This is a genomic window from Streptomyces sp. NPDC049813, from assembly GCF_044465085.1.
GTDB lineage: Bacteria > Actinomycetota > Actinomycetes > Streptomycetales > Streptomycetaceae > Streptomyces.
This window is the reverse complement of the sequence record NZ_JBITLI010000001.1, coordinates 842,894-860,393: the sequence shown is the minus strand read 5'-3', so window position 1 is coordinate 860,393 and position 17,500 is coordinate 842,894. Positions and strand designations below refer to the sequence as shown.

Below are 17,500 nucleotides of genomic sequence, written 5' to 3'. Positions count from 1 at the left end.
AGGGAAGCTCCCGTCAGGCGATCGCTTCGGAGGGCCCCTGGTCCTCGTCCTGGGCGGCGCCCGGAGCGATGTGCGCGGCGGCGGCGTCCTGGAACTGCTCCAGCCCCTCGGCCAGGGTGTGCAGCTGGGCCGGCGACATGGTCTGCAGGACCGCCTCGATCTCCCGGGCGCGCGACGCGCGGAAGTCGTCGAGCACGGCGGAGCCGCGCCGGCTGAGCCGCAGGTCCACCTCGCGGCGGCTGGTGGGGCTGGCGAGCCGCTCGACCAGGCCCGCCGCCTCCAGGCGGTCGCACAGGCGGCTCACGGACGAGGGGCGCGAGCCGAGCGCCTCGCCCAGGGTCCGCTGATTGACCCGCTCCTGGTCCTCGATGACGGTCAGCGCGCGGAACTGGGAGGGCGAAAGCGGTCCGGCCGACGCGGCTTCCTGGCCGCGGCCCCACAACACGTCGAGCAGCTCGGACACGTGGCAGGCGACCTGGGCCACGTGCTCAGCACTGCGGAAGGGCAGACTCCGGGGCATCCCAGCACCCTCCCGTCCGAAAGTGAGGTCGACGATCCCTGAGCCTACCGTCGAGACGCGCCACGGGTCAGCCCCGGTTCCGTACCGGATCGCGCGCGGAGTGCCCTTTCAGGTGGAGTGCCGCAGGCGCGGCGCCAGATACGGCGCCGTGACGCTGCGCCTGGACCGTGCCACCCGGGCCGGGGGCCCTGTGGCGATCACCCGGCCGCCGGCGCCGCCACCGCCCGGGCCGAGGTCGATGACCCAGTCGGCGGTGGCGATGGTGTCCAGGTCGTGTTCGACCAGGACGACCGTGTTGCCCGCGTCGACCAGCCGGTGCAGCTGGCGCAGCAGGAGCGCGATGTCCGCCGGGTGCAGCCCCGCCGTCGGTTCGTCGAGGAGGTAGAGGGCGTGGCCGCGGCGGGCCCGCTGCAGTTCGGTGGCCAGTTTGATGCGCTGGGCCTCGCCGCCGCTCAGCTCCGTCGCGGGCTGGCCGAGCCGCAGGTAGCCCAGGCCGACCTCCTGGAGCGTCGCGAGGCTGCGGGCCGCGCCGGGGACGTCGTGGAGGAAGCGTGCCGCGTCGTCCACGGGCAGCGCCAGGACGTCCGCGATGTTCTTGCCCCGGTGGGTCACCTCCAGCGTCTCGGCGTCGTACCGCGCGCCCGCGCAGTCCGGGCACGGCGCGTAGGTGCCCGGCAGGAAGAGCAGCTCGACCGCGACGAACCCCTCCCCCTGGCAGGTCTCGCACCGCCCCTCGGCGACGTTGAAGGAGAACCGCCCGGCCGTGTACCCGCGGGCCCGCGCCTCCTCGGTCGCCGCGTAGAGCTTGCGCACGGCGTCGAACAGGCCGGTGTACGTGGCGAGGTTCGAGCGGGGGGTGCGGCCGATGGGCCGCTGGTCGACCCGGACCAGGCGGTCGAAGGCCTCGACACCGGAGACCTCCGCCACCTCCGCGTCGGCCACCGCCCCGTCCTCCTCCGGCGCGAGGCCGAGGTGGCCGCGGACGATGTCGGCGAGGACCTGTGTGACCAGCGTCGACTTGCCCGAGCCGGAGACCCCGGTGACCGCCGTCAGGACGCCCAGCGGCACCGCGACGGAGACATCGCGCAGGTTGTGGCGCCGGACACCGTCGAGCCGCAGCCACCCCTGCGGTGCGCGGGGGGCGTGCACGAAGGGCTCCGCGCGACCGAACAGGTGCCGGCTCGTCGGCGACTGGGTCACGCGTTCGAGTCCGGGGACGGGTCCGCTGTAGAGCACCTCGCCGCCGCCCCGGCCCGCGCCGGGCCCGATGTCGACGACCCAGTCGGCCCGGCGTACGACGTCCATGTCGTGCTCCACGACGAAGAGCGAGTTGCCCGCCGCCTTCAGCCGGTCGAGCACGTCGAGCAGGGGCTCCGCGTCGGCCGGGTGCAGGCCCGCGGAGGGCTCGTCGAGGACGTACACGACGCCGAAGAGCCCGGAGCGCAGCTGGGTGGCGATCCGCAGCCGTTGCGCCTCGCCGGGCGAGAGCGTCGTGGAACCGCGGCCGAGGGCGAGGTAGCCCAGGCCGAGATCGAGCAGCACCTCCACACGCGCGACGATGTCGGCGCAGATCCGCGCGGCCACCTCGGTCCGCTCCCCCGAGCGGGCGCTCTCGGTGGCCGCGGCGGCGTCGGAGAGTTCGGCCACGGGCCGCAGGAGCCGCACGACGTCGGTGAGCGGCAGGGCGTTGACGTCGGCGATGCTGCGGCCGGCGAACGTGACCGCGAGCGCCTCCGGGGTGAGTCCGCTGCCCCCGCACCGCGGGCAGGGCACGCTGCGGACGAACCGCAGGGCCCGCTCGCGCATGCGCTCGCTCTTGGAGTCGGCGAGGACGTGCAGGACGTGGGCGCGGGCGCTCCAGAACGTGCCGTGGTAGCCGTAGTCGATCCGGCCCTCCTCCGGTTCGACCAGGACCGAGGGCTGTTCGTCGGTGTAGAGGAGCCAGTCGCGGTCCTTCTTGCGCAGTCTGCGCCAGGGGCGGTCGATGTCGATGCCGAGCCCGCTGACGATGCTGCGCAGATTGGCGCCCTGCCAGGCCCCGGGCCACGCGGCGATCGCGCCGTCGCGGATACTCAGCGACGGATCGGGGACGAGCAGGTCCTCGGCGACGTCGTGCGCGGCGCCGAGGCCGTGGCAGTGCGGGCAGGCACCGGCCGCGGTGTTCGGCGAGAAGGCCTCGGCCTCCAGGCGCGGGGCCCCCTTCGGGTACGTGCCGGCGCGGGAGTAGAGCATCCGCAGGAGGTTGGAGAGCGTGGTGAGGGTGCCGACGGTGGAGCGGGCGGAGGGGGCGCCGCGCCGCTGTTGCAGGGCCACGGCCGGCGGCAGCCCGGTGATCTCCTGGACGTGCGGGGCGCCGACCTGCTGAAGCAGGCGCCGGGCGTAGGGGGCCACGGACTCGAAGTACCGGCGCTGCGCCTCGGCGTAGAGCGTGCCGAAGGCGAGGGAGGACTTGCCGGAGCCGGAGACGCCGGTGAAGGCGACCAGCGCGTCCCGGGGCACGTCGACGTCGACAGCCCGCAAATTGTGCTCGTTCGCGCCCCGTACACGGACGAACCGGTCAGAGATGTCGTTCTCCACCTCTCCTGCCTACCTGATCCGGCGCGGGACCGCGCACCGGCCCTGCCGCCCGCGGGCCGTCCGCTACCGGTCCGCGGGCGCGTGGTCGGCGAGCCCGCCCGCGCCGAGCGGCCCCGACTGCTGCGTGGGCTGCCCGGCCGCCAGGCGGGCGTAGTGCACGCGGGCACGGCGGGCGATGACGGGTGCCAGCACCCCCCGGCCCAGCTGCGCCAAACGCACCCACTCGGGTACGTGGACGGAGGTGCGGCGCCGCTCCACCGCACGGGCGAGCCGCCGCGCGACCGGCTCGACGGGCAGGGCGCGGCGGGCCGGGGGCGGCAGCATGGCGCGCAGGTCGCGGAGCGCGGGGTGCCGGTCCGCGTCGTGGATCATGTCGGTGTCGATCCAGTTGAGGTAGGCGATGCCGACGGCCACGCCCTGGTGGGCGGTCTCGGCGCGCAGCGCGTGCGCGAAGGCCTCCGCCCCCGACTTGGACGCGCAGTACGCGCTCATCATGGGCACCGCCCCGATGGCGGCGAGGGACGCGATCTGCAGGTAGTAGCCGCGGGTGCGCACGAGGTCGGGGAGGAAGGCCTGGGCGGTGAGCGCGCTGCCGGTGAGGTTGACCTCGATGACCCGGCGCCACGACCGCTGGTCCGCGGTGCTCAGCGGTCCGGACTCCGCGATGCCCGCGTTGGCGACGACGACGGAGGGGCGGCCCAGCTCGGCCCGGACCGTGTGCGCCGCGGCCCGGAGCGCGTCGGCGTCGGTGACGTCCGTCTCCAGGGCCAGCGCCGGGGTGGGCAGGGACGCCGCCACCCGGTCGAGGGCCGCCTTCTCGTGGCCCAGCAGGGCGAGGCGGGCGCCGCGCCCGGCGAGTTCCCGGGCGAGGGCGGCGCCCACACCGCGTGCGGCCCCGGTCACCACGACCGTGCGGCCGCTCAGCGGGCTGTCGTGCATGGGGGTGCCCTTCGTCGACGCTGTCCGGGGCCCGGCGGCGGCCGGGTCCGTCACGGCTGCTTGCGGCCGGTCCGGTCGCGGCGGGCCAGCAGGCGCTGCGCCGCGGCGAGCGGCGCGGGTGCCCGGCGGCGCAGCGCCGCGCGGGCCGCGTTGGCTCCCGGCGCCCCGTGGACGCCGCCACCGGGGTGGGCGCCCGCGGACGCGAGGAAGAGGCCGGGCAGCGGGGTCTCCGCGCGGCCGGTTCCCGGTGCGGGCCGGAAGACGAGCTGCTGGTGCATGGCGGCCGTGCCGCCGTTGATCGCGCCCCCGTGGAGGTTGCGGTCGAGCGCCTCCAGGGTGGGCGGGGCCAGGATGCGCCGGGCCCGGATCAGGGAACGGAAGCCCGGGGCGAACCGCTCGACCTGCCGCTCGACCCGGTCGGCCATGGTCTCCTGCTCCTGCCGGGTCCAGGCGCCGGTGATCTTCTCGTCGCCCGCGTCGCCCTTGATGTGCTGCGGTACGTGCGTGTAGGCCCAGGCCGACTCGGTCCCGGTGGGCGAGCGGGTCGGGTCGGACGTGGTCATCTGGCCGAAGAGCGCGAACGGCCGGTCGGGTACCTGGCCCATGGCGATCTGGGCGGCGAACCGGGTGAGTTCGTCCACGCCGTCGGCCAGGTGGACGGTGCCCGCGTGGGCCGCGCCCTCGGCCTCCCAGGGCACGCGGCCGTCGAGCGCCCAGTCCACCTTGAAGGTGCTGAAGTCCCACTGGAAGCGGCGCAGGTCGTCCATGAGCTGTGACGGCAGGTGCTCCGGTGCGACCAGATCGCCGTAGAGCGTGGGGACGGAGACGTCCGCGAGGACGGCGCGGTCGGCGGGGACCGTCTCGCCGTCGGCGGTGCGCACGGCGACGGCCCGTCCGTCCCGTACGACGATCTCCTCCGCCTTGCGGCCGCACTGGACCGTCCCGCCGTGCGCCGCGAGCCGGGCGACCAGGGCCCGGACGAGTTCGCCGGAGCCACCGACGGGGACCGGGAAGCCGTAGGTCTGGCCGAGCATCGCCATCAGCCAGCCGAAGCCGCCGCTGCCCGCGGCCTCGGGCGCGAGGTCGGCGTGGAGCGCGTTGCCCGCCAGCAGGATCCGGCCGCCCTCACCGGTGAACTCCTCCTCGCCGAGCCGGCGCGCCGGCAGCACCAGGGAGCGGGCCAGGCGCAGGCCGCCCGCGGTCCGCAGCCGGTAGGCGAGCTTGGCGCCCGAGCGGACCGGCGGGAACGGCGTGAACAGGGCGCCCAGGATGTCCGGCCGGACGTCCTCCCACACGTCGTGCAGACGGCGCCAGGCGTCGCCGTCGCCCGGCTGGAACCGGTCGAGCGAGGCCGCCGTGACGTCGACCCTGCGGTCGAGCACGGCGCAGCGTCCGTCGGTCAGGGGGTGCGCCAGTACGTGCGGGGCGTGGCTCCAGCGCAGCCCGTGCTCGTCGAGCCGCAGCTCCCGCAGGACCGGGGAGGCCGCGGCGAGCGGGTAGAAGGAGCTGAAGAGGTCGTTGACGAACTCGGGGTCCACCCCGCGGTCGTGCCGGACCGCGCCGCCGGGTTCCGGCTGCTCCTCCAGGACGGTCACGCTCCACCCGGCGTCCGCCAGCAGGTTGGCCGCCACCAGGCCGTTGGGACCGGCCCCGATCACCACGGCGTCAGGCATGGCGCGCCCCGCCCCCGGCGTGGCCCGCGGAGCCGTGCGCGTGGGCCTGCTCCTCTTCGCAGACGCGGGCCAGGCGGGCGAGCATCGCCCGGTGCCGCAGCTGGATCACGGCCTCGACGCCGAAGTTGTGCAGGGTGCCCGCGGCGCCGTGCAGCGGGTGTTCGTCGACCATGACCAGGCAGTGGTCGCCCCAGGGGCGCAGGCGCAGGGAGATCCGCGCGGTGCCCAGGGGGCCCGCCTTGGCCTCCAGCTCCAGCAGGGTGCCTTCCTCGCAGTGCCGGACCACCGTCTCGTTGGTGAGGTGGACCGGGCCGAGCTGCACCTCGTACTCGATGGCGGCGCCGACCTTCGGCCACTCGCCGCTCACCGGCCGGGACGAGGCCGTGCCCACCACCCAGTCCGCGTACCGGCTGCCGTCCGAGAGGACGGCCCAGACCGCCGCCGGGCTCGCTTTGACCATCCGATGACGCCGCGCCATGTCTGCCTCCGGAGTTGGTGTGGCTGTTGGTGTGGGCGGTCCTGCGCCTGCTGCCCCGCCGGGTGCCCGGTCCGCCTCGTCGGCAGCGCGTCCCGGAGGCGGCGCCCCGGCCACGTTCCAGTAAGGCACGGCTTGATCTTGGCCGCACATCCCGTCGGCGGGCCGGGCGTCGGGCGCGGGGGTGTCGCGCCGGGGCGCCTCAGTCGGGCCAGACGCCCGTGAGCCGCTTCGTGGTGCGCGCGCCGCCGCGTTCGACGGCCGCGCGGACGACGGCGAAGATGGCGCCCTGAAGCGCGGCGGCGAGGAGGATCTCGCGCCAGTGGCGCTGCTCGTCCGTGGCGTCGGGGGCGTCGTCCTCGTGCCCGATCCGCTTCCAGACCTGGTTGAAGACGGTGCCCGCCACCGCGCCCGCCGCCATGCCGAGGCCGATGCCGACCGGCTTGTAGGCGATCTTCACCATGTTCATCGCTGCCTCCTGTCTCTCTGTCGGCCATCCTGCGGCCGCGCGTCACCGTCGGCATGTCCGCTGTGCCGTCCGGCCGCCTCCCCCGCGTGCCCCATCCGGCCGACACCGAACCCGGGGAGGCCACCCGGCTGCCGCGGCCCGCCGACGGCGGGCCCGGGACGCGTTCCGGAGCCGGTCAGTGACCGGGCTCCGCGCGGTAGTGCTCGTCGATGCGCATGCGGTAACCGGGGTCGCTGACGCGCATGTCCGGGTCGAAGCGCGGGGCCGCCTTGATCAGGTCCCGGGCGCAGGCCGCCCGGAGCGTCCGCTCGCTCTCGTCCACCCGTGCCACGGCCCACCGCGGCAGCAGCACCTTCTTGCTCAGCAGCGGGCCGCCCATGTCGACCACCAGATGGTGCGGGCCGACCTCCTCGGTGTGGGCGTCGACCGTGCCGGCCGAGCCGTCGCTCGCCTCGACCTTGTAGCCGACGAGGTCCACGGGCGCGAGGTGCGGGCTCGCGGGGTCCGCGGCCGCGGGGAGCACCTGCGTGCCGTGTCCTGCGGTGACATCGGTGATGGGGGCTCTGTCGTTCATGGTCCGACCCTTTCCTCTCCGCTCTGTCTGCTCCCCACATGTCCCGGCGTCCGGGGGCGAAACGTCCCCCCGACGAGTGACAACGGCACGTACGCCGAGGTGAGTTGCGGGCCAGCGGCGCCGAGGGTGTGAAGCGGTCCGAACCGGTACGTTGCGGGATCTCCACATCGCCCGGCCGATGAAGCCCGGAACGAGGGGCAGGCGATCAGGGACGCTGCGGGGAGGACGCCGCCGATGCTGATAGTCGCTCTGCTACTGCTCCCGGTCATGGGGATGCTGTTGGCCTGCATGGACCGGATCGAGGACCGCCTGAGCGGGGAAGGGCGACCGTCCGCCGGCCGCCACCGCGTACGACATCTCCGGCTCGTCGCCGGGCACGGGCACGGGAGCCGCCGCAAGAAGCCGGTCCCGGACCGCCGCCGTCACGAGGAAGCCGCTTGAGACGCCGTCGCTCAACAGCTGCTCGGCGCCGCCGAACGAGACGGACGTACGCGCCCGGACCCGGAGCGATCTGCGGACGGCCTCCGGCGCGCAGGTGTGCGTGAGGCCCAGCGGTCGCCGGACGTCCCGGCGTGGTCCGTGCCTCAACGCCCGCTGGGAAGCGGCGAGATGACGTGGCCGGGCGACGCCGGGCGACGCTCTGGCCAATGACATAATCGCCGCGTCCTCTACGGTCCCCGAGACGCACGCTGGAGTCAGGCATGACGGCACAGCCCTCCGCAGGCCGCATCGACACGAGCAGGCCGCATCCGGCACGCGTCTACGACTGGCTGTTGGGCGGGAAGGACAACTACGTCGTCGACCAGGAAGTGGCGGAGAAGCTGCCGCCGGAGGCGCGGCTCAACGCCATGCGCAACCGCGCCTTCATGCACCGCGCCGCGGCCTGGCTGGCCGGGAGCGGCATCGACCAGTTCCTCGACGTCGGCACCGGGATCCCGACCGAACCGAACCTGCACCAGATCGTCCAGCGCATCCTGCCGACGGCCCGGGTCGCGTACGCCGACAACGACCCCATCGTGCTGCGGCACGCGCAGGCGCTGCTCGTCAGCACGCCGGAAGGGGCCACCGACTACGTCGAGGCGGATGTCCGCGACCCCGCCGCGATCCTCGAACACGCCCGGACCTTCCTGGACTTCAGCCGCCCCGTCGCCCTGTCGATGATCGCGCTGATGCACTTCATCACCGATGACGAGGACCCGTACGGCCTGACCCGGACGCTTCTCGACGCGCTGCCGTCGGGCAGCTACCTCATGTTCTCGCACGGCACCACCGACGAGCACCCGCACCTCGTGTCCTCGGTGACCAGCACCTACCGCAAGGGGGAGATCCCGCTGCGGATGCGGACGCGGGCCGAGATCGAACCGTTCTTCGAGGGGCTGGAGTTCGTCCGGCCGGGTCTGGTCACCGCGACCAAGTGGTACAAGGATTCGCCCGCGCCTCGTGCGGAGTTGAGCGGGTTCTACGTCGGGGTGGCGCGGGTGCCGTGACGCGGCCGTGCCGCGCTCTGCTGCGACGACGCCGGGGGACGTGACCCGGGCGGTCGCCGCCGAGGTCACTCCCGGAGGCGGATTCGACGCCGACTTCGCTGCGGCGCCCCGGCCCGCGTCGATATGATGCGCACGGTCGCCCATGCCCTCCGGTGGGGTCTTCGAGCGCTCCGGTCCGACGGGGGGTGTCGCCGTGAAGTCACCGGCCGATCCCTGGCAGGCGCTGGTCGACACCGACGGTTCCGGTGTGGGCTGGCAGTTCCGGCAGCCGGGTCTGGCGTTGCGGGCCGTCCCGTTCGGTCTGGTCTCCGTGGTGGCCGCGATCAGCGTCCTGATGCCGGAGGCGGCCCTGGAGTCCTGGCCGGCGTACGCGGTCAGTGTCGCGCTCCTGTTCCTGTGCGGCGGCGCGGTGCTGCTGCCGTGGTCCGCGCTGCCCGCCTGGACGCCCGTCCTCGTCCCGCTGCTCCACACCGCGTCCGTCATGGAGCTGATCCTGGCGTCCGGCGCGGTGAGCGGCGTGGGGCTCGTCCTGCTCGTACCGCTGATCTGGTCCGTGCTGTTCCACCGGAGGTGGGAGTCGGCCTGCGTGGTGGTGGCGGTGGTCGCCGTCCAGGCGGTCACCTCCGCCGCGCAGGCCACGCCCGGCACCGTGATCGGCCGGCGCGTGGTGCTCTGGAGCGCCCTCAGCCTGCTCATCGCGGTGGCCGCGCACGGGTTGCGGGACCGCGTCCGGGCGTCGTTGGTGGCGAACGCGACGCTCCAGGCCGAGGTGCGCGACCTCTCCCTCGCCCGGGAGCGGGACCGGATCGCCGCCGGTCTGCGCGAGAGCGTGATCCGGAAGATCTTCGAGGCCGGTCTCGACCTGCACAGCACGGCGGCGATGATCGGTGAGGGGCCCGCGCACCGGAGGCTGATGCACGGCGTGGCCGAGCTCGACGGGGTGATCCACGCGCTGCGGGAGAGCGTGTTCGGGCTGGGCGAGGAGCCGGGGCCGGGCGGGCCCATGCCTGCGGATGCGGACGCGAATGCGGATACGGGCCCGGATACGGCGACCGGCGCCGGTTCGGATTGTGGGGCCGGGTCGGGGCCCGGGCCGCATGCCGCAGCGCAGGAGCCGGACCGCGACCAGCGGTGACGCCGGGCCCGGCCGGGACGCGGCGTCAGCGCTTGAGCTGTCCGTCCAGCCACTCCAGGATCTCGGGGGTCACCGGGTCGGTGACGTCGGCGTACTCCTCGTGCTTCTTCAGGAACTTCGCCACGTACGGGCAGACCGGCACGGCGCGCAGCCCCGCGCGGCGTACGTCGTCCAGGGCCTCCCGTACGAGGACGGAGGCGAGGCCCTGTCCGGCGTAGGCCTCGTCGATCTCGGTGTGGAAGAAGACACGCCGGTCGCCCCGGTCGCGGTACGCGGTGAAACCGGCGGTGCTGCCGTCGACCTGGATCGCGTAACGGTGGCGGGCGTCGATCCGTTCGACGGTGGGCGGGGTGGCGGGCGGCTGGGTCATTGCGGGCCTTTCGGTGCCGGGGCGGGTGGCTTCGGCGGACGAAGTTCCACCGGGCAGAGCGTACTTCGGGGCTCCGGGCCAGGTCAGGACCGGGTCCGGGCCGGGGCTTGGCCGGGTCCGGGCCGGGGCTTGGCCGGGTCCGGGCCGGGGCGAGGCCGGGCTCCAGCCGGCCTCGCGGTGCGTCCGTGACGGTCAAATCTTGCGCAACACCCGGCCGACGACGCATACCGGGCCACCGACCAGGGATAGACCTGAAGCAGCACACGAGGGCCGACCCGCGGCGGGAGCACCACGGTCCGGCATGTGGAGCGCGCCGCGGGCGGCCCGTCGCACGGTTCGTCACAAGAACGTGGGGAGATGCTCGTGACCGAGTGGCTGCTGGCCTTCGACGCCGACTGCCGTTTCTGCGAGGACGTGGTGGAACGGGTCCGTGGATCCGTCGACGGCACGCTGAACACCGCCGCACTCACCGAGCCGCGCGTCCGTGACCTGCGCGCGCGAGCCCTGGGTGCAGGCGCCGCATGGGCGCCGACACTGCTGGCGGTCGACGGCGACCGGGTGCGGGCCTGGACCGGGACCGCGCTCTCCGTGCGCCTGGCCCGGCTGTTGGGGCCGTCCGACTCGTTGCGGGTGGTGCGGGCGCTCGGCGACCTCCGCGCGTTGCGGCCGCCGAGCCGGCGCGGGCTGCTCCGGGCCGTGCCGGGCCTGGCCCTCGGCACGTTCCTGGTCACGGGCGGTCTGGCCACCTCGCCCGCCCAGGCCGTGACCCGGGCCAGGAGCAGCAGGGCGACCCGGTGGGTGCGGGCCCATGCCGGCCGGCTGCCCACCGCCTACGCCGAGTTCGTCTCCGCGCCCGCCGACTACCGGCGTGCCATCTACGGCGCCCTGTCCCCGGCGGCCCGCGGCGACCTGTGGGTGGCCCACTTCGCCGACCACCGGAAGAGGCATCCCGGCCTTTCGGCCGAACAGTCCGCTGTCCTGGACGACGCGACACGGCTGGCTCCGCGCATCATCGTGGGACGCCGGCCCGGTGACGACCTCGAAAGGCTGCGGGCGGCCGCGGTGGCGGCGTTCGGCGCGAGCGGGGCGCGGGCCCTCCTCATGGAGCTGGGCCCCGAGGACGCCCCGTCCGCGGCGTCCCGGAGCGACCGGGGCGCCCTGGCCGTGGACTGCAACTCGCAGTGCGCGGGAACCGGTAGCTGTGACTCCGTCTGTTACGGCTCGTGCAACTGGACCGACTACGGCTGCGGTCCGCTGTGGCTGGGGCCGTGCAGCGGACTCTGTAACTGATGCAACTGATGCGGCGCATGGCGGTCGGTCGTCCGGGAGCCGGCCGCACACCGCCGCCCCGCCGACAACTCGGTGGCGGGCGCGACCGCCAGTCGTGATGATCGCGGCATGTACGCCCCTCTGGAAACCGCACGCCTCACGCTGCGTCCCGTCGCCGAGAGCGACGCAGACTCCCTGTTCGCGCTCGACAACGACCCCGCCGTCATGCGCTTCATCAACGGCGGCCTCCCGGCCGACCGCGATACCGTCCGGACCCGGACGCTGCCCCGGCTCCGCCACGTCTGTCCGGCCCTGGGCGCTCCCGGTTACTGGGCGGCCGAGGAGACGGCCACCGGCACCTTTCTCGGCTGGTTCGAACTCCGTCCCCTGGACGAGCACAGCCCCGCCGTGGTCGAACTCGGCTACCGGCTGAACCGCGCGGCCTGGGGCAGGGGCTACGCCACGGAAGGGGCCCGGGCACTGGTCCGGCTGGGCTTCACGCGCCTCGGGGTGGAGCGGGTCACCGCCAACACGATGGCGGTGAACACGCGGTCCCGGCGCGTGATGGAGAAGGCAGGACTGTCGTTTCTCCGCAGTTTCCACGGGCACTGGCCGGAGGCGATCGCCGGGTCCGAGCAGGGCGAGGTCGAGTACGAGCTGCTGCGGCACGACTGGGACCGGACCGGGTAGCCCGGCCCGACGCCGCGGCACGGAAGGCGCGATCATGGGTCGGGGAGGAAACCACGGCACCGACCGCTCGACAGCGCCGCCGACGCCGACACCCAGAAGCCGAAAGCCACGGCGACGGCGACCGCGACGGCGACGGCGACCGCTCGGAACAGGGAGAGACGATGACTCTGCAGGAAGGCCGGCGCGTCAAGCTGGCCGCCGACCTCCGCCTGACCGGCCCGGCCGAGGACACAGGGGTGGCCGGCCCCATCCTCTCCCTCGCCGCCGGCACCGAGGGCGTCGTGGACGAGGTCGTCGAGCACGTGCGCGACAGCGCCGACGTCCGCGAGTACGAACGGCTCAAGTCGCTCCTCGACTCCTACGGGGACGGCATGCCCCCGGAGAGCAGGAAGCAGCTCGTGGACAAGGTCGACGCGCTCGAACCCGCCTGGGCTGCCTTCCAGGAGCAGGGGCCCCGCGTGACGGTGCGCGTCCGTTTCGACAACGGGTTCATTCTGGACGCGGTCCCCCAGGACGCCTTCGTACCGGCCTGACCTGCTCCGCGCCGGCCCGCGCCGTCGTACCGTCCTGAGCGGCACCCCATTCTAATACCGGTACAGTTAGACCGGTATTGTTATTGGACGCACTTGAGAGGCCCTCATGATCGAGATCCTGAACTCCACGCGGCTCGAGCGGGCCAGGGACACCGGCACCCTGGTCGGCGACATCCTGCACACGCTGAGGCAGCGCTGCACGGTCGGCACGAACCTGCTGGACATCGACCGGTGGACCAAGGAAATGATCACCGACGCGCAGGCTCAGTCCTGCTACGTCGACTACGCGCCCTCCTTCGGGCGCGGGCCGTTCGGCCACTACATCTGCACGGCGGTCAACGACGGCGTACTGCACGGACGGCCCCACGACTACGCCTTGGCCGACGGGGACCTGCTCACCCTCGACCTCGCCGTCTCCCGGGGCGGAGTGGCCGCGGACTCCGCGATCAGCTTCCTCGTCGGCCGGGCCAGGCCCGCGGAGAGCGTCGCGATGATCGAGACGACCGAACGGGCGCTGGCCGCCGGCATCGCCGCCGCCAGGCCCGGAGCGCGGATCGGCGACCTCTCCCACGCCATCGGCACGGTCCTCGGCGAAGCGGGTTACCCGATCAACACCGACTTCGGGGGCCACGGCATCGGCTCGACCATGCACCAGGACCCGCACGTCGCGAACACCGGCCGGCCGGGCCGCGGGTACAAGCTGCGCCCCGGGCTGCTGCTCGCCCTGGAACCCTGGGTCATGGCCGACACCGCCGAACTCGTCACCGACGCCGACGGCTGGACGCTGCGCAGCGCGACGGGCTGCCGCACCGCCCACAGCGAACACACCATCGCCATCACCGACGACGGGGCCGAGATCCTCACCCTGCCCAGCAGCGGGCTGTAGAGCGGACGGCCCGGCTCGACCGGGTCCCGTGACCGGTGCCGGGACCGCGCGGGGGCCGTCGCCAGGGCCGCAGCGGGGTCCCGCGACCCCGCCGCCCCCGCTCCCCCGCCGGTCAGGCGAAGGCATTCACCCCGGTCAGCTCAGCGGACAGCGCCCACAGGCGCCTGGCCTCCTCCGGGTCGATCGCGTACGGCATCACGCCGGTCCGCGGGCCGTCCTCGGGCGCGAGCTCCGCGACGTCGCAGTCCTCCAGATACACCCCGCCGGCCCCGTCCAACTGCGGTGACGTCGCGGCCCACACCTGCGTGGCCGCACCCTGCTGCGTGGACTTGAAGTTCTCGGGGTGCAGGATCCTGCCGGTCTCGTCGATCCACCCCCGGTCGATCATCTCCTCCTTCGGCAGGTGCCGCTGGAGGGGCGTGAGGATGCCGCCCGGGTGCGCCGCGAAGGCGCGTACGCCGTGCTCCCGGCCGAGACGGTCGAGTTCGACGGCGAACAGCACGTTCGCCGTCTTCGCCTGGCCGTACGCCTGCCACTTGTCGTAGCCGGTGCGCCAGTGGACGTCGTCCCAGCGGATGCCGGACGCGTGGTGGCCGGTGGAGGAGACGGAGACGACGCGCGCCCCGCCCGCCGCGATCGCCGGCCACAACCGGTTGACGAGGGCGAAGTGCCCGAGGTGGTTGGTCGCGAACTGGGCCTCCCAGCCGGGGCCGACCCGCGTCAGGGGGCAGGCCATGATGCCCGCGCTGTCGATGACGAGGTCGACGGCGCGGCCGGACGCGAGGAACCGGTCGGCGAAGGCCCGCACACTCTCCAGGTCCCCGAGGTCCAGCTCGTCCGTCTCCACGCCGTCGATGCCGTCCAGCGCCTCACGGGCCGGCTCCGGGCGCCGCGCCGGTACCACCACCCGCGCCCCGGCGCGGGCCAGGGAGCGGGTGGTCTCCAGGCCGATGCCCGAGTAGCCGCCGGTGACGATCGCGAGCTTGCCGGAGAGGTCGGTGCCGTCGAGGACCTCGTCGGCGGTGCTGTCGGCGCCGAAACCCGAACCGATCTTGTGCTGTGCAGTGCTCATGCCTGCACGCTACGAATTGGAGCGGACTCCAAGTCAAGGGGACACGGCGCCCCGCCGGCGATCCTCCGCCAGGCCCGGGAATTACCGCGCCCTCGCCATTGTCATAGACCGCGATTGTCGTAGAGCGCGCACATCACACTCTTCTGGGGGATCCGCCATGACACAGCCGACCTGGACCACCGCCCACTTCGCCGCCCTCGCGGCCCCCGACGCACGGCTGCCGTTCCTGCCGGTCCCGCTGGACCTGTCGGGGCAGAGCGTGCGGCAGACGGTGCGGCTCGCGCGTGGCGGGCGGGCGCTACGGCTCGTGTTCAGCAACGCGTACGGTGAACGCCCGCTGATCCTGGAGGAATTGACGGTCAGCAGCGCTCAAGGCGAACGGCGGCTCGGGCGGTGGGAGATCCCCTCCGGAGCAGTCGAGACGAGCGCGGAGATCGGGCTGCCGGTCGAGGAGGGGGACGACCTCGTCGTGACGGCGCGTGTCGCGGACGGGGCGCCCGCTCCCACATACCTGCACTCGGCGCAGCGCACCGGTTCGGCCGGTGACGTGGAGTTCACGTCGCTGTACTGGCTCACCCAGGTGCTCGTGGACGACGAGCGGCCGCGCACGGTCGTGGTGGCGTTCGGCGACTCCATCACCCGCGGCGACGGCACGACGGTCGACGGCGAGGCGCGCTACCCGGACCATCTGCGGCGCGCGCTCGCGGGCACGGGGGCGGTCGTGCTCAACGCGGGGCTGGGGGCGAACCGGGTGCGCGTCGAGGGGTACGGCGTGCCGATGGTGGAGCGGTTCGCCAGGGTCCTGGACGCGGTGCCCGAGGCGACCCACGTGACCATCCTCGGCGGCACCAACGACATCGCGCTGCCGTCCGTGTACGGCGACGAACAGCCGGCCCCGCAGGACCTGGCGGGGAGCCTGCTCACCCTGGCGGCGCAGGCCCGCGACCGGGGCGTCCAGCCGGTCCTGGGCACCGTTCCGCCGTTCGGCGCGGGGGAACTCCCAGTGTTCCAGGAGCCGGTCTCCGAGCACCTGCGCACCACCGTGAACAAGACGCTCGCCGCCCAACGGGACTACCCCGTCATCGACTTCGCCGCCGCCCTCGCGGACCCGGACCGGCCGGCACACCTCGCCCCCGCCCACGACAGCGGCGACGGCTTCCACCCGTCGGACGCGGGCGCGCGGGCGATGGCGGTGGCCGCCGCCGAGACGCTGGCCGGGCTCGGCGTCGGCTGACCCCGTGCGGCGCCGGGCGCCGGCCACGCCGGACCCGGGGTCACGGGGGGGGGGAACGCGATCACGCCGGCGTCAGTACGCCGGCCGGCGATACCGGATTCACGCCCGGACGATGGCCTGCTCCAACAGGCTCTGCAAGGTGCGCTGCTGGTCGGCCGAGAGGCCGGCCAGCGGCGAGTCCTGAGTGAGGAGGTCGAGGAGCCGCTCGCGCAGGGCCGTGCCCTCGGCGTTGAGGACGAGGTGCTTGGCGCGGCGGTCGGTGGGATGCGCGCGGCGCTCGACCAGCCCCCGCTTCTCCAACTTGTCGACGATGAACGTGGTGTTGGAGGGCTCGCAGCTCATGCGCTCGGAGAGTTCGCGCATCGTCATCGGCCCGGTCATCTCCCGCAGCGCGGTGGCCTGGGCCGCGGTGAGGCCGAGCGCGACGGCCCGGGCGCGCACGTGATCGGCGATCTGCTGCGCGAGTCCGTTGACCAGACCGCACAGCTCCCGCTCGGCTACGGCCTGGGGCTCCGGAGATGTCGTCATGGGCGCCACTCTAGCAAGTCCATCAAGCACTAATAATTAGAGCTTGAATATTTCTAGCTGGAACCTTACGGTGGAGGGGTCGCCGCCGGAGCCCCGGCGGCGACCCGACACGTATGGGGGAGAGCGGCCATGACGACGTACTCCGTGGTGGACCAGGACGAGCGGCTGCGGCGGCCCGGGCGTCCGCGCTCGGTACGGCTGGGCGACACCAAGGTGACCTTCGTTCCGGACGGGGACGTCCGGCTGCCGCCGCGCGGCTGGCTCCCGGCGTCCACCGACGTGATCTGGAACCGGCACCCCGAGTACCTGGACGAGACGGGTCAACTCGTGGCGAGCATCGGCGCCCTGCTCGTGGAGAAGGGCGAGCGCGCCCTGCTGATCGACGCGGGGTTCGGCGCGCAGACGCTGCCTCCCGACCCGGGCACTCCGCGCGGCGTCATCCACGGCGGCGCGCTCCTCGACAACCTCGCCGACCTGGGCCGCCGCCCGCAGGACATCGAACTGCTGGCGATCACGCATCTGCACCCCGACCACCTCGGCTGGGCCTGGCGCACCGCCCCGGGCAGCGACCGTCCCGCGTTCGCCCACGCCGACCACCTCGTTTCCGGGCCCGAGTGGGCCCAGCGAGAGCAGCTGGCGGCCCAGGGCATGGCCGACGAGATCGCCGGTCTCGCCCCGTACGTACGCACGGTGAGCGACGGCGATGAGGTGTTCCCCGGCGTACGGGTCCGGATCAGCGCCGGACACACGGCCGGGCACGCGGAGTACGTCATCACGGCGGGCGGGCAGCGGCTGATCGCCTTCGGCGACGCGCTGCACTCCCCTCTTCAGGTCGACCACCCCGCATGGTCCGCGGTCGTCGACCACGACCCCGTCCACTCCGCCGACCACCGCCGACGGCTCATCGCCGAGCTGGCGGAGCCGGACACCATCGGTTTCGGCGCGCACTTCGCCGACGTGGTCTTCGGGCGGGTGCGGCGCGATGGTTCCGGCCCGGGCTGGCGACCGCTGGAGGACTGATCGGTGGGAGCACGTGGGGCGGGCGCACGCGGAGGCCGTCGGCGCGAGG

The 17,500-nt window shown here is 73.8% G+C and carries 19 protein-coding genes; 9 read left to right on the top strand and 10 right to left on the bottom strand.

What is annotated here, in order from left to right; genetic code table 11:
- Positions 1-13: 13 nt before the first annotated feature.
- The 7 genes from ACIBW6_RS03810 to ACIBW6_RS03780 form a co-directional block, all read right to left on the bottom strand.
- Positions 14-520: a MarR family winged helix-turn-helix transcriptional regulator gene (locus tag ACIBW6_RS03810; protein ID WP_399056224.1), complete on the bottom strand. Its 507-nt coding sequence runs from the start codon at positions 518-520 to the stop codon at positions 14-16.
- A 108-nt stretch (positions 521-628) separates the two neighbouring features.
- On the bottom strand, positions 629-3,097 hold the full coding sequence (gene uvrA, locus ACIBW6_RS03805; protein ID WP_399056222.1) for an excinuclease ABC subunit UvrA: 2,469 nt from the start codon (positions 3,095-3,097) through the stop codon (positions 629-631).
- 63 nt (positions 3,098-3,160) lie between these two features.
- Complete coding sequence (locus tag ACIBW6_RS03800) at positions 3,161-4,036, bottom strand: SDR family oxidoreductase (RefSeq protein WP_399056220.1); 876 nt, start codon at positions 4,034-4,036, stop codon at positions 3,161-3,163.
- Between the two features lie 50 nt (positions 4,037-4,086).
- Positions 4,087-5,709, bottom strand: a complete 1,623-nt coding sequence (locus ACIBW6_RS03795) for a phytoene desaturase family protein (RefSeq protein WP_399056218.1) — start codon at positions 5,707-5,709, stop codon at positions 4,087-4,089.
- Positions 5,702-6,187: an SRPBCC family protein gene (locus tag ACIBW6_RS03790; RefSeq protein ID WP_399056216.1), complete on the bottom strand. Its 486-nt coding sequence runs from the start codon at positions 6,185-6,187 to the stop codon at positions 5,702-5,704. Before ACIBW6_RS03790 ends, ACIBW6_RS03795 begins: the two co-directional genes overlap by 8 nt.
- A gap of 199 nt (positions 6,188-6,386) precedes the next feature.
- Positions 6,387-6,653 carry a DUF4235 domain-containing protein gene (locus tag ACIBW6_RS03785; RefSeq protein ID WP_399056214.1) on the bottom strand — a complete coding sequence of 89 codons (267 nt, stop codon included), beginning with the start codon at positions 6,651-6,653 and terminating at the stop codon, positions 6,387-6,389.
- Positions 6,654-6,828: 175 nt separating this feature from the next.
- Positions 6,829-7,227: a PRC-barrel domain containing protein gene (locus ACIBW6_RS03780; protein ID WP_399056212.1), complete on the bottom strand. Its 399-nt coding sequence runs from the start codon at positions 7,225-7,227 to the stop codon at positions 6,829-6,831.
- 234 nt (positions 7,228-7,461) lie between these two features.
- Between ACIBW6_RS03780 and ACIBW6_RS03775 the strand changes: the two genes are divergently transcribed.
- From ACIBW6_RS03775 to ACIBW6_RS03765, 3 genes are all read left to right on the top strand, one after another.
- Complete coding sequence (locus ACIBW6_RS03775) at positions 7,462-7,668, top strand: hypothetical protein (protein ID WP_399056210.1); 207 nt, start codon at positions 7,462-7,464, stop codon at positions 7,666-7,668.
- A 260-nt stretch (positions 7,669-7,928) separates the two neighbouring features.
- On the top strand, positions 7,929-8,714 hold the full coding sequence (locus ACIBW6_RS03770; protein ID WP_399056208.1) for an SAM-dependent methyltransferase: 786 nt from the start codon (positions 7,929-7,931) through the stop codon (positions 8,712-8,714).
- Between the two features lie 142 nt (positions 8,715-8,856).
- On the top strand, positions 8,857-9,849 hold the full coding sequence (locus tag ACIBW6_RS03765; protein ID WP_399056206.1) for a hypothetical protein: 993 nt from the start codon (positions 8,857-8,859) through the stop codon (positions 9,847-9,849).
- Positions 9,850-9,874: 25 nt separating this feature from the next.
- On the opposite strand, the gene ACIBW6_RS03760 is transcribed toward ACIBW6_RS03765, so the two are convergent.
- Positions 9,875-10,219, bottom strand: coding sequence for a GNAT family N-acetyltransferase (locus ACIBW6_RS03760; protein ID WP_399056204.1), 345 nt, complete (start codon positions 10,217-10,219; stop codon positions 9,875-9,877).
- Positions 10,220-10,576: 357 nt separating this feature from the next.
- Here ACIBW6_RS03760 and ACIBW6_RS03755 point away from each other — a divergent pair, with 357 nt between their 5' ends.
- The 4 genes from ACIBW6_RS03755 (at position 10,577) to map (ending at position 13,597) form a co-directional block, all read left to right on the top strand.
- On the top strand, positions 10,577-11,509 hold the full coding sequence (locus ACIBW6_RS03755; RefSeq protein ID WP_399056201.1) for a bacteriocin fulvocin C-related protein: 933 nt from the start codon (positions 10,577-10,579) through the stop codon (positions 11,507-11,509).
- Between the two features lie 108 nt (positions 11,510-11,617).
- A complete protein-coding gene (locus tag ACIBW6_RS03750; RefSeq protein ID WP_399056198.1) occupies positions 11,618-12,178 on the top strand; it encodes a GNAT family N-acetyltransferase in 561 nt (186 codons plus the stop codon).
- A 161-nt stretch (positions 12,179-12,339) separates the two neighbouring features.
- Positions 12,340-12,711: a hypothetical protein gene (locus ACIBW6_RS03745; RefSeq protein WP_399056196.1), complete on the top strand. Its 372-nt coding sequence runs from the start codon at positions 12,340-12,342 to the stop codon at positions 12,709-12,711.
- A 106-nt stretch (positions 12,712-12,817) separates the two neighbouring features.
- The gene (gene map, locus ACIBW6_RS03740) at positions 12,818-13,597 is read left to right on the top strand and encodes a type I methionyl aminopeptidase (RefSeq protein WP_399056194.1); all 780 of its coding nucleotides are present in this window, start codon (positions 12,818-12,820) and stop codon (positions 13,595-13,597) included.
- Positions 13,598-13,709: 112 nt separating this feature from the next.
- On the opposite strand, the gene ACIBW6_RS03735 is transcribed toward map, so the two are convergent.
- On the bottom strand, positions 13,710-14,669 hold the full coding sequence (locus tag ACIBW6_RS03735) for an SDR family NAD(P)-dependent oxidoreductase (RefSeq protein WP_399056192.1): 960 nt from the start codon (positions 14,667-14,669) through the stop codon (positions 13,710-13,712).
- A 157-nt stretch (positions 14,670-14,826) separates the two neighbouring features.
- Here ACIBW6_RS03735 and ACIBW6_RS03730 point away from each other — a divergent pair, with 157 nt between their 5' ends.
- On the top strand, positions 14,827-15,903 hold the full coding sequence (locus ACIBW6_RS03730) for a GDSL-type esterase/lipase family protein (protein WP_399056190.1): 1,077 nt from the start codon (positions 14,827-14,829) through the stop codon (positions 15,901-15,903).
- Between the two features lie 99 nt (positions 15,904-16,002).
- Here the strand turns inward: ACIBW6_RS03730 and ACIBW6_RS03725 are convergent, their stop codons facing one another.
- A complete protein-coding gene (locus tag ACIBW6_RS03725) occupies positions 16,003-16,431 on the bottom strand; it encodes a MarR family winged helix-turn-helix transcriptional regulator (protein ID WP_399056188.1) in 429 nt (142 codons plus the stop codon).
- A 129-nt stretch (positions 16,432-16,560) separates the two neighbouring features.
- On the opposite strand from ACIBW6_RS03725, the gene ACIBW6_RS03720 reads away from it, so the two are divergent.
- On the top strand, positions 16,561-17,451 hold the full coding sequence (locus tag ACIBW6_RS03720; RefSeq protein WP_399056185.1) for an MBL fold metallo-hydrolase: 891 nt from the start codon (positions 16,561-16,563) through the stop codon (positions 17,449-17,451).
- The last annotated feature ends 49 nt before the right edge of the window (positions 17,452-17,500 follow it).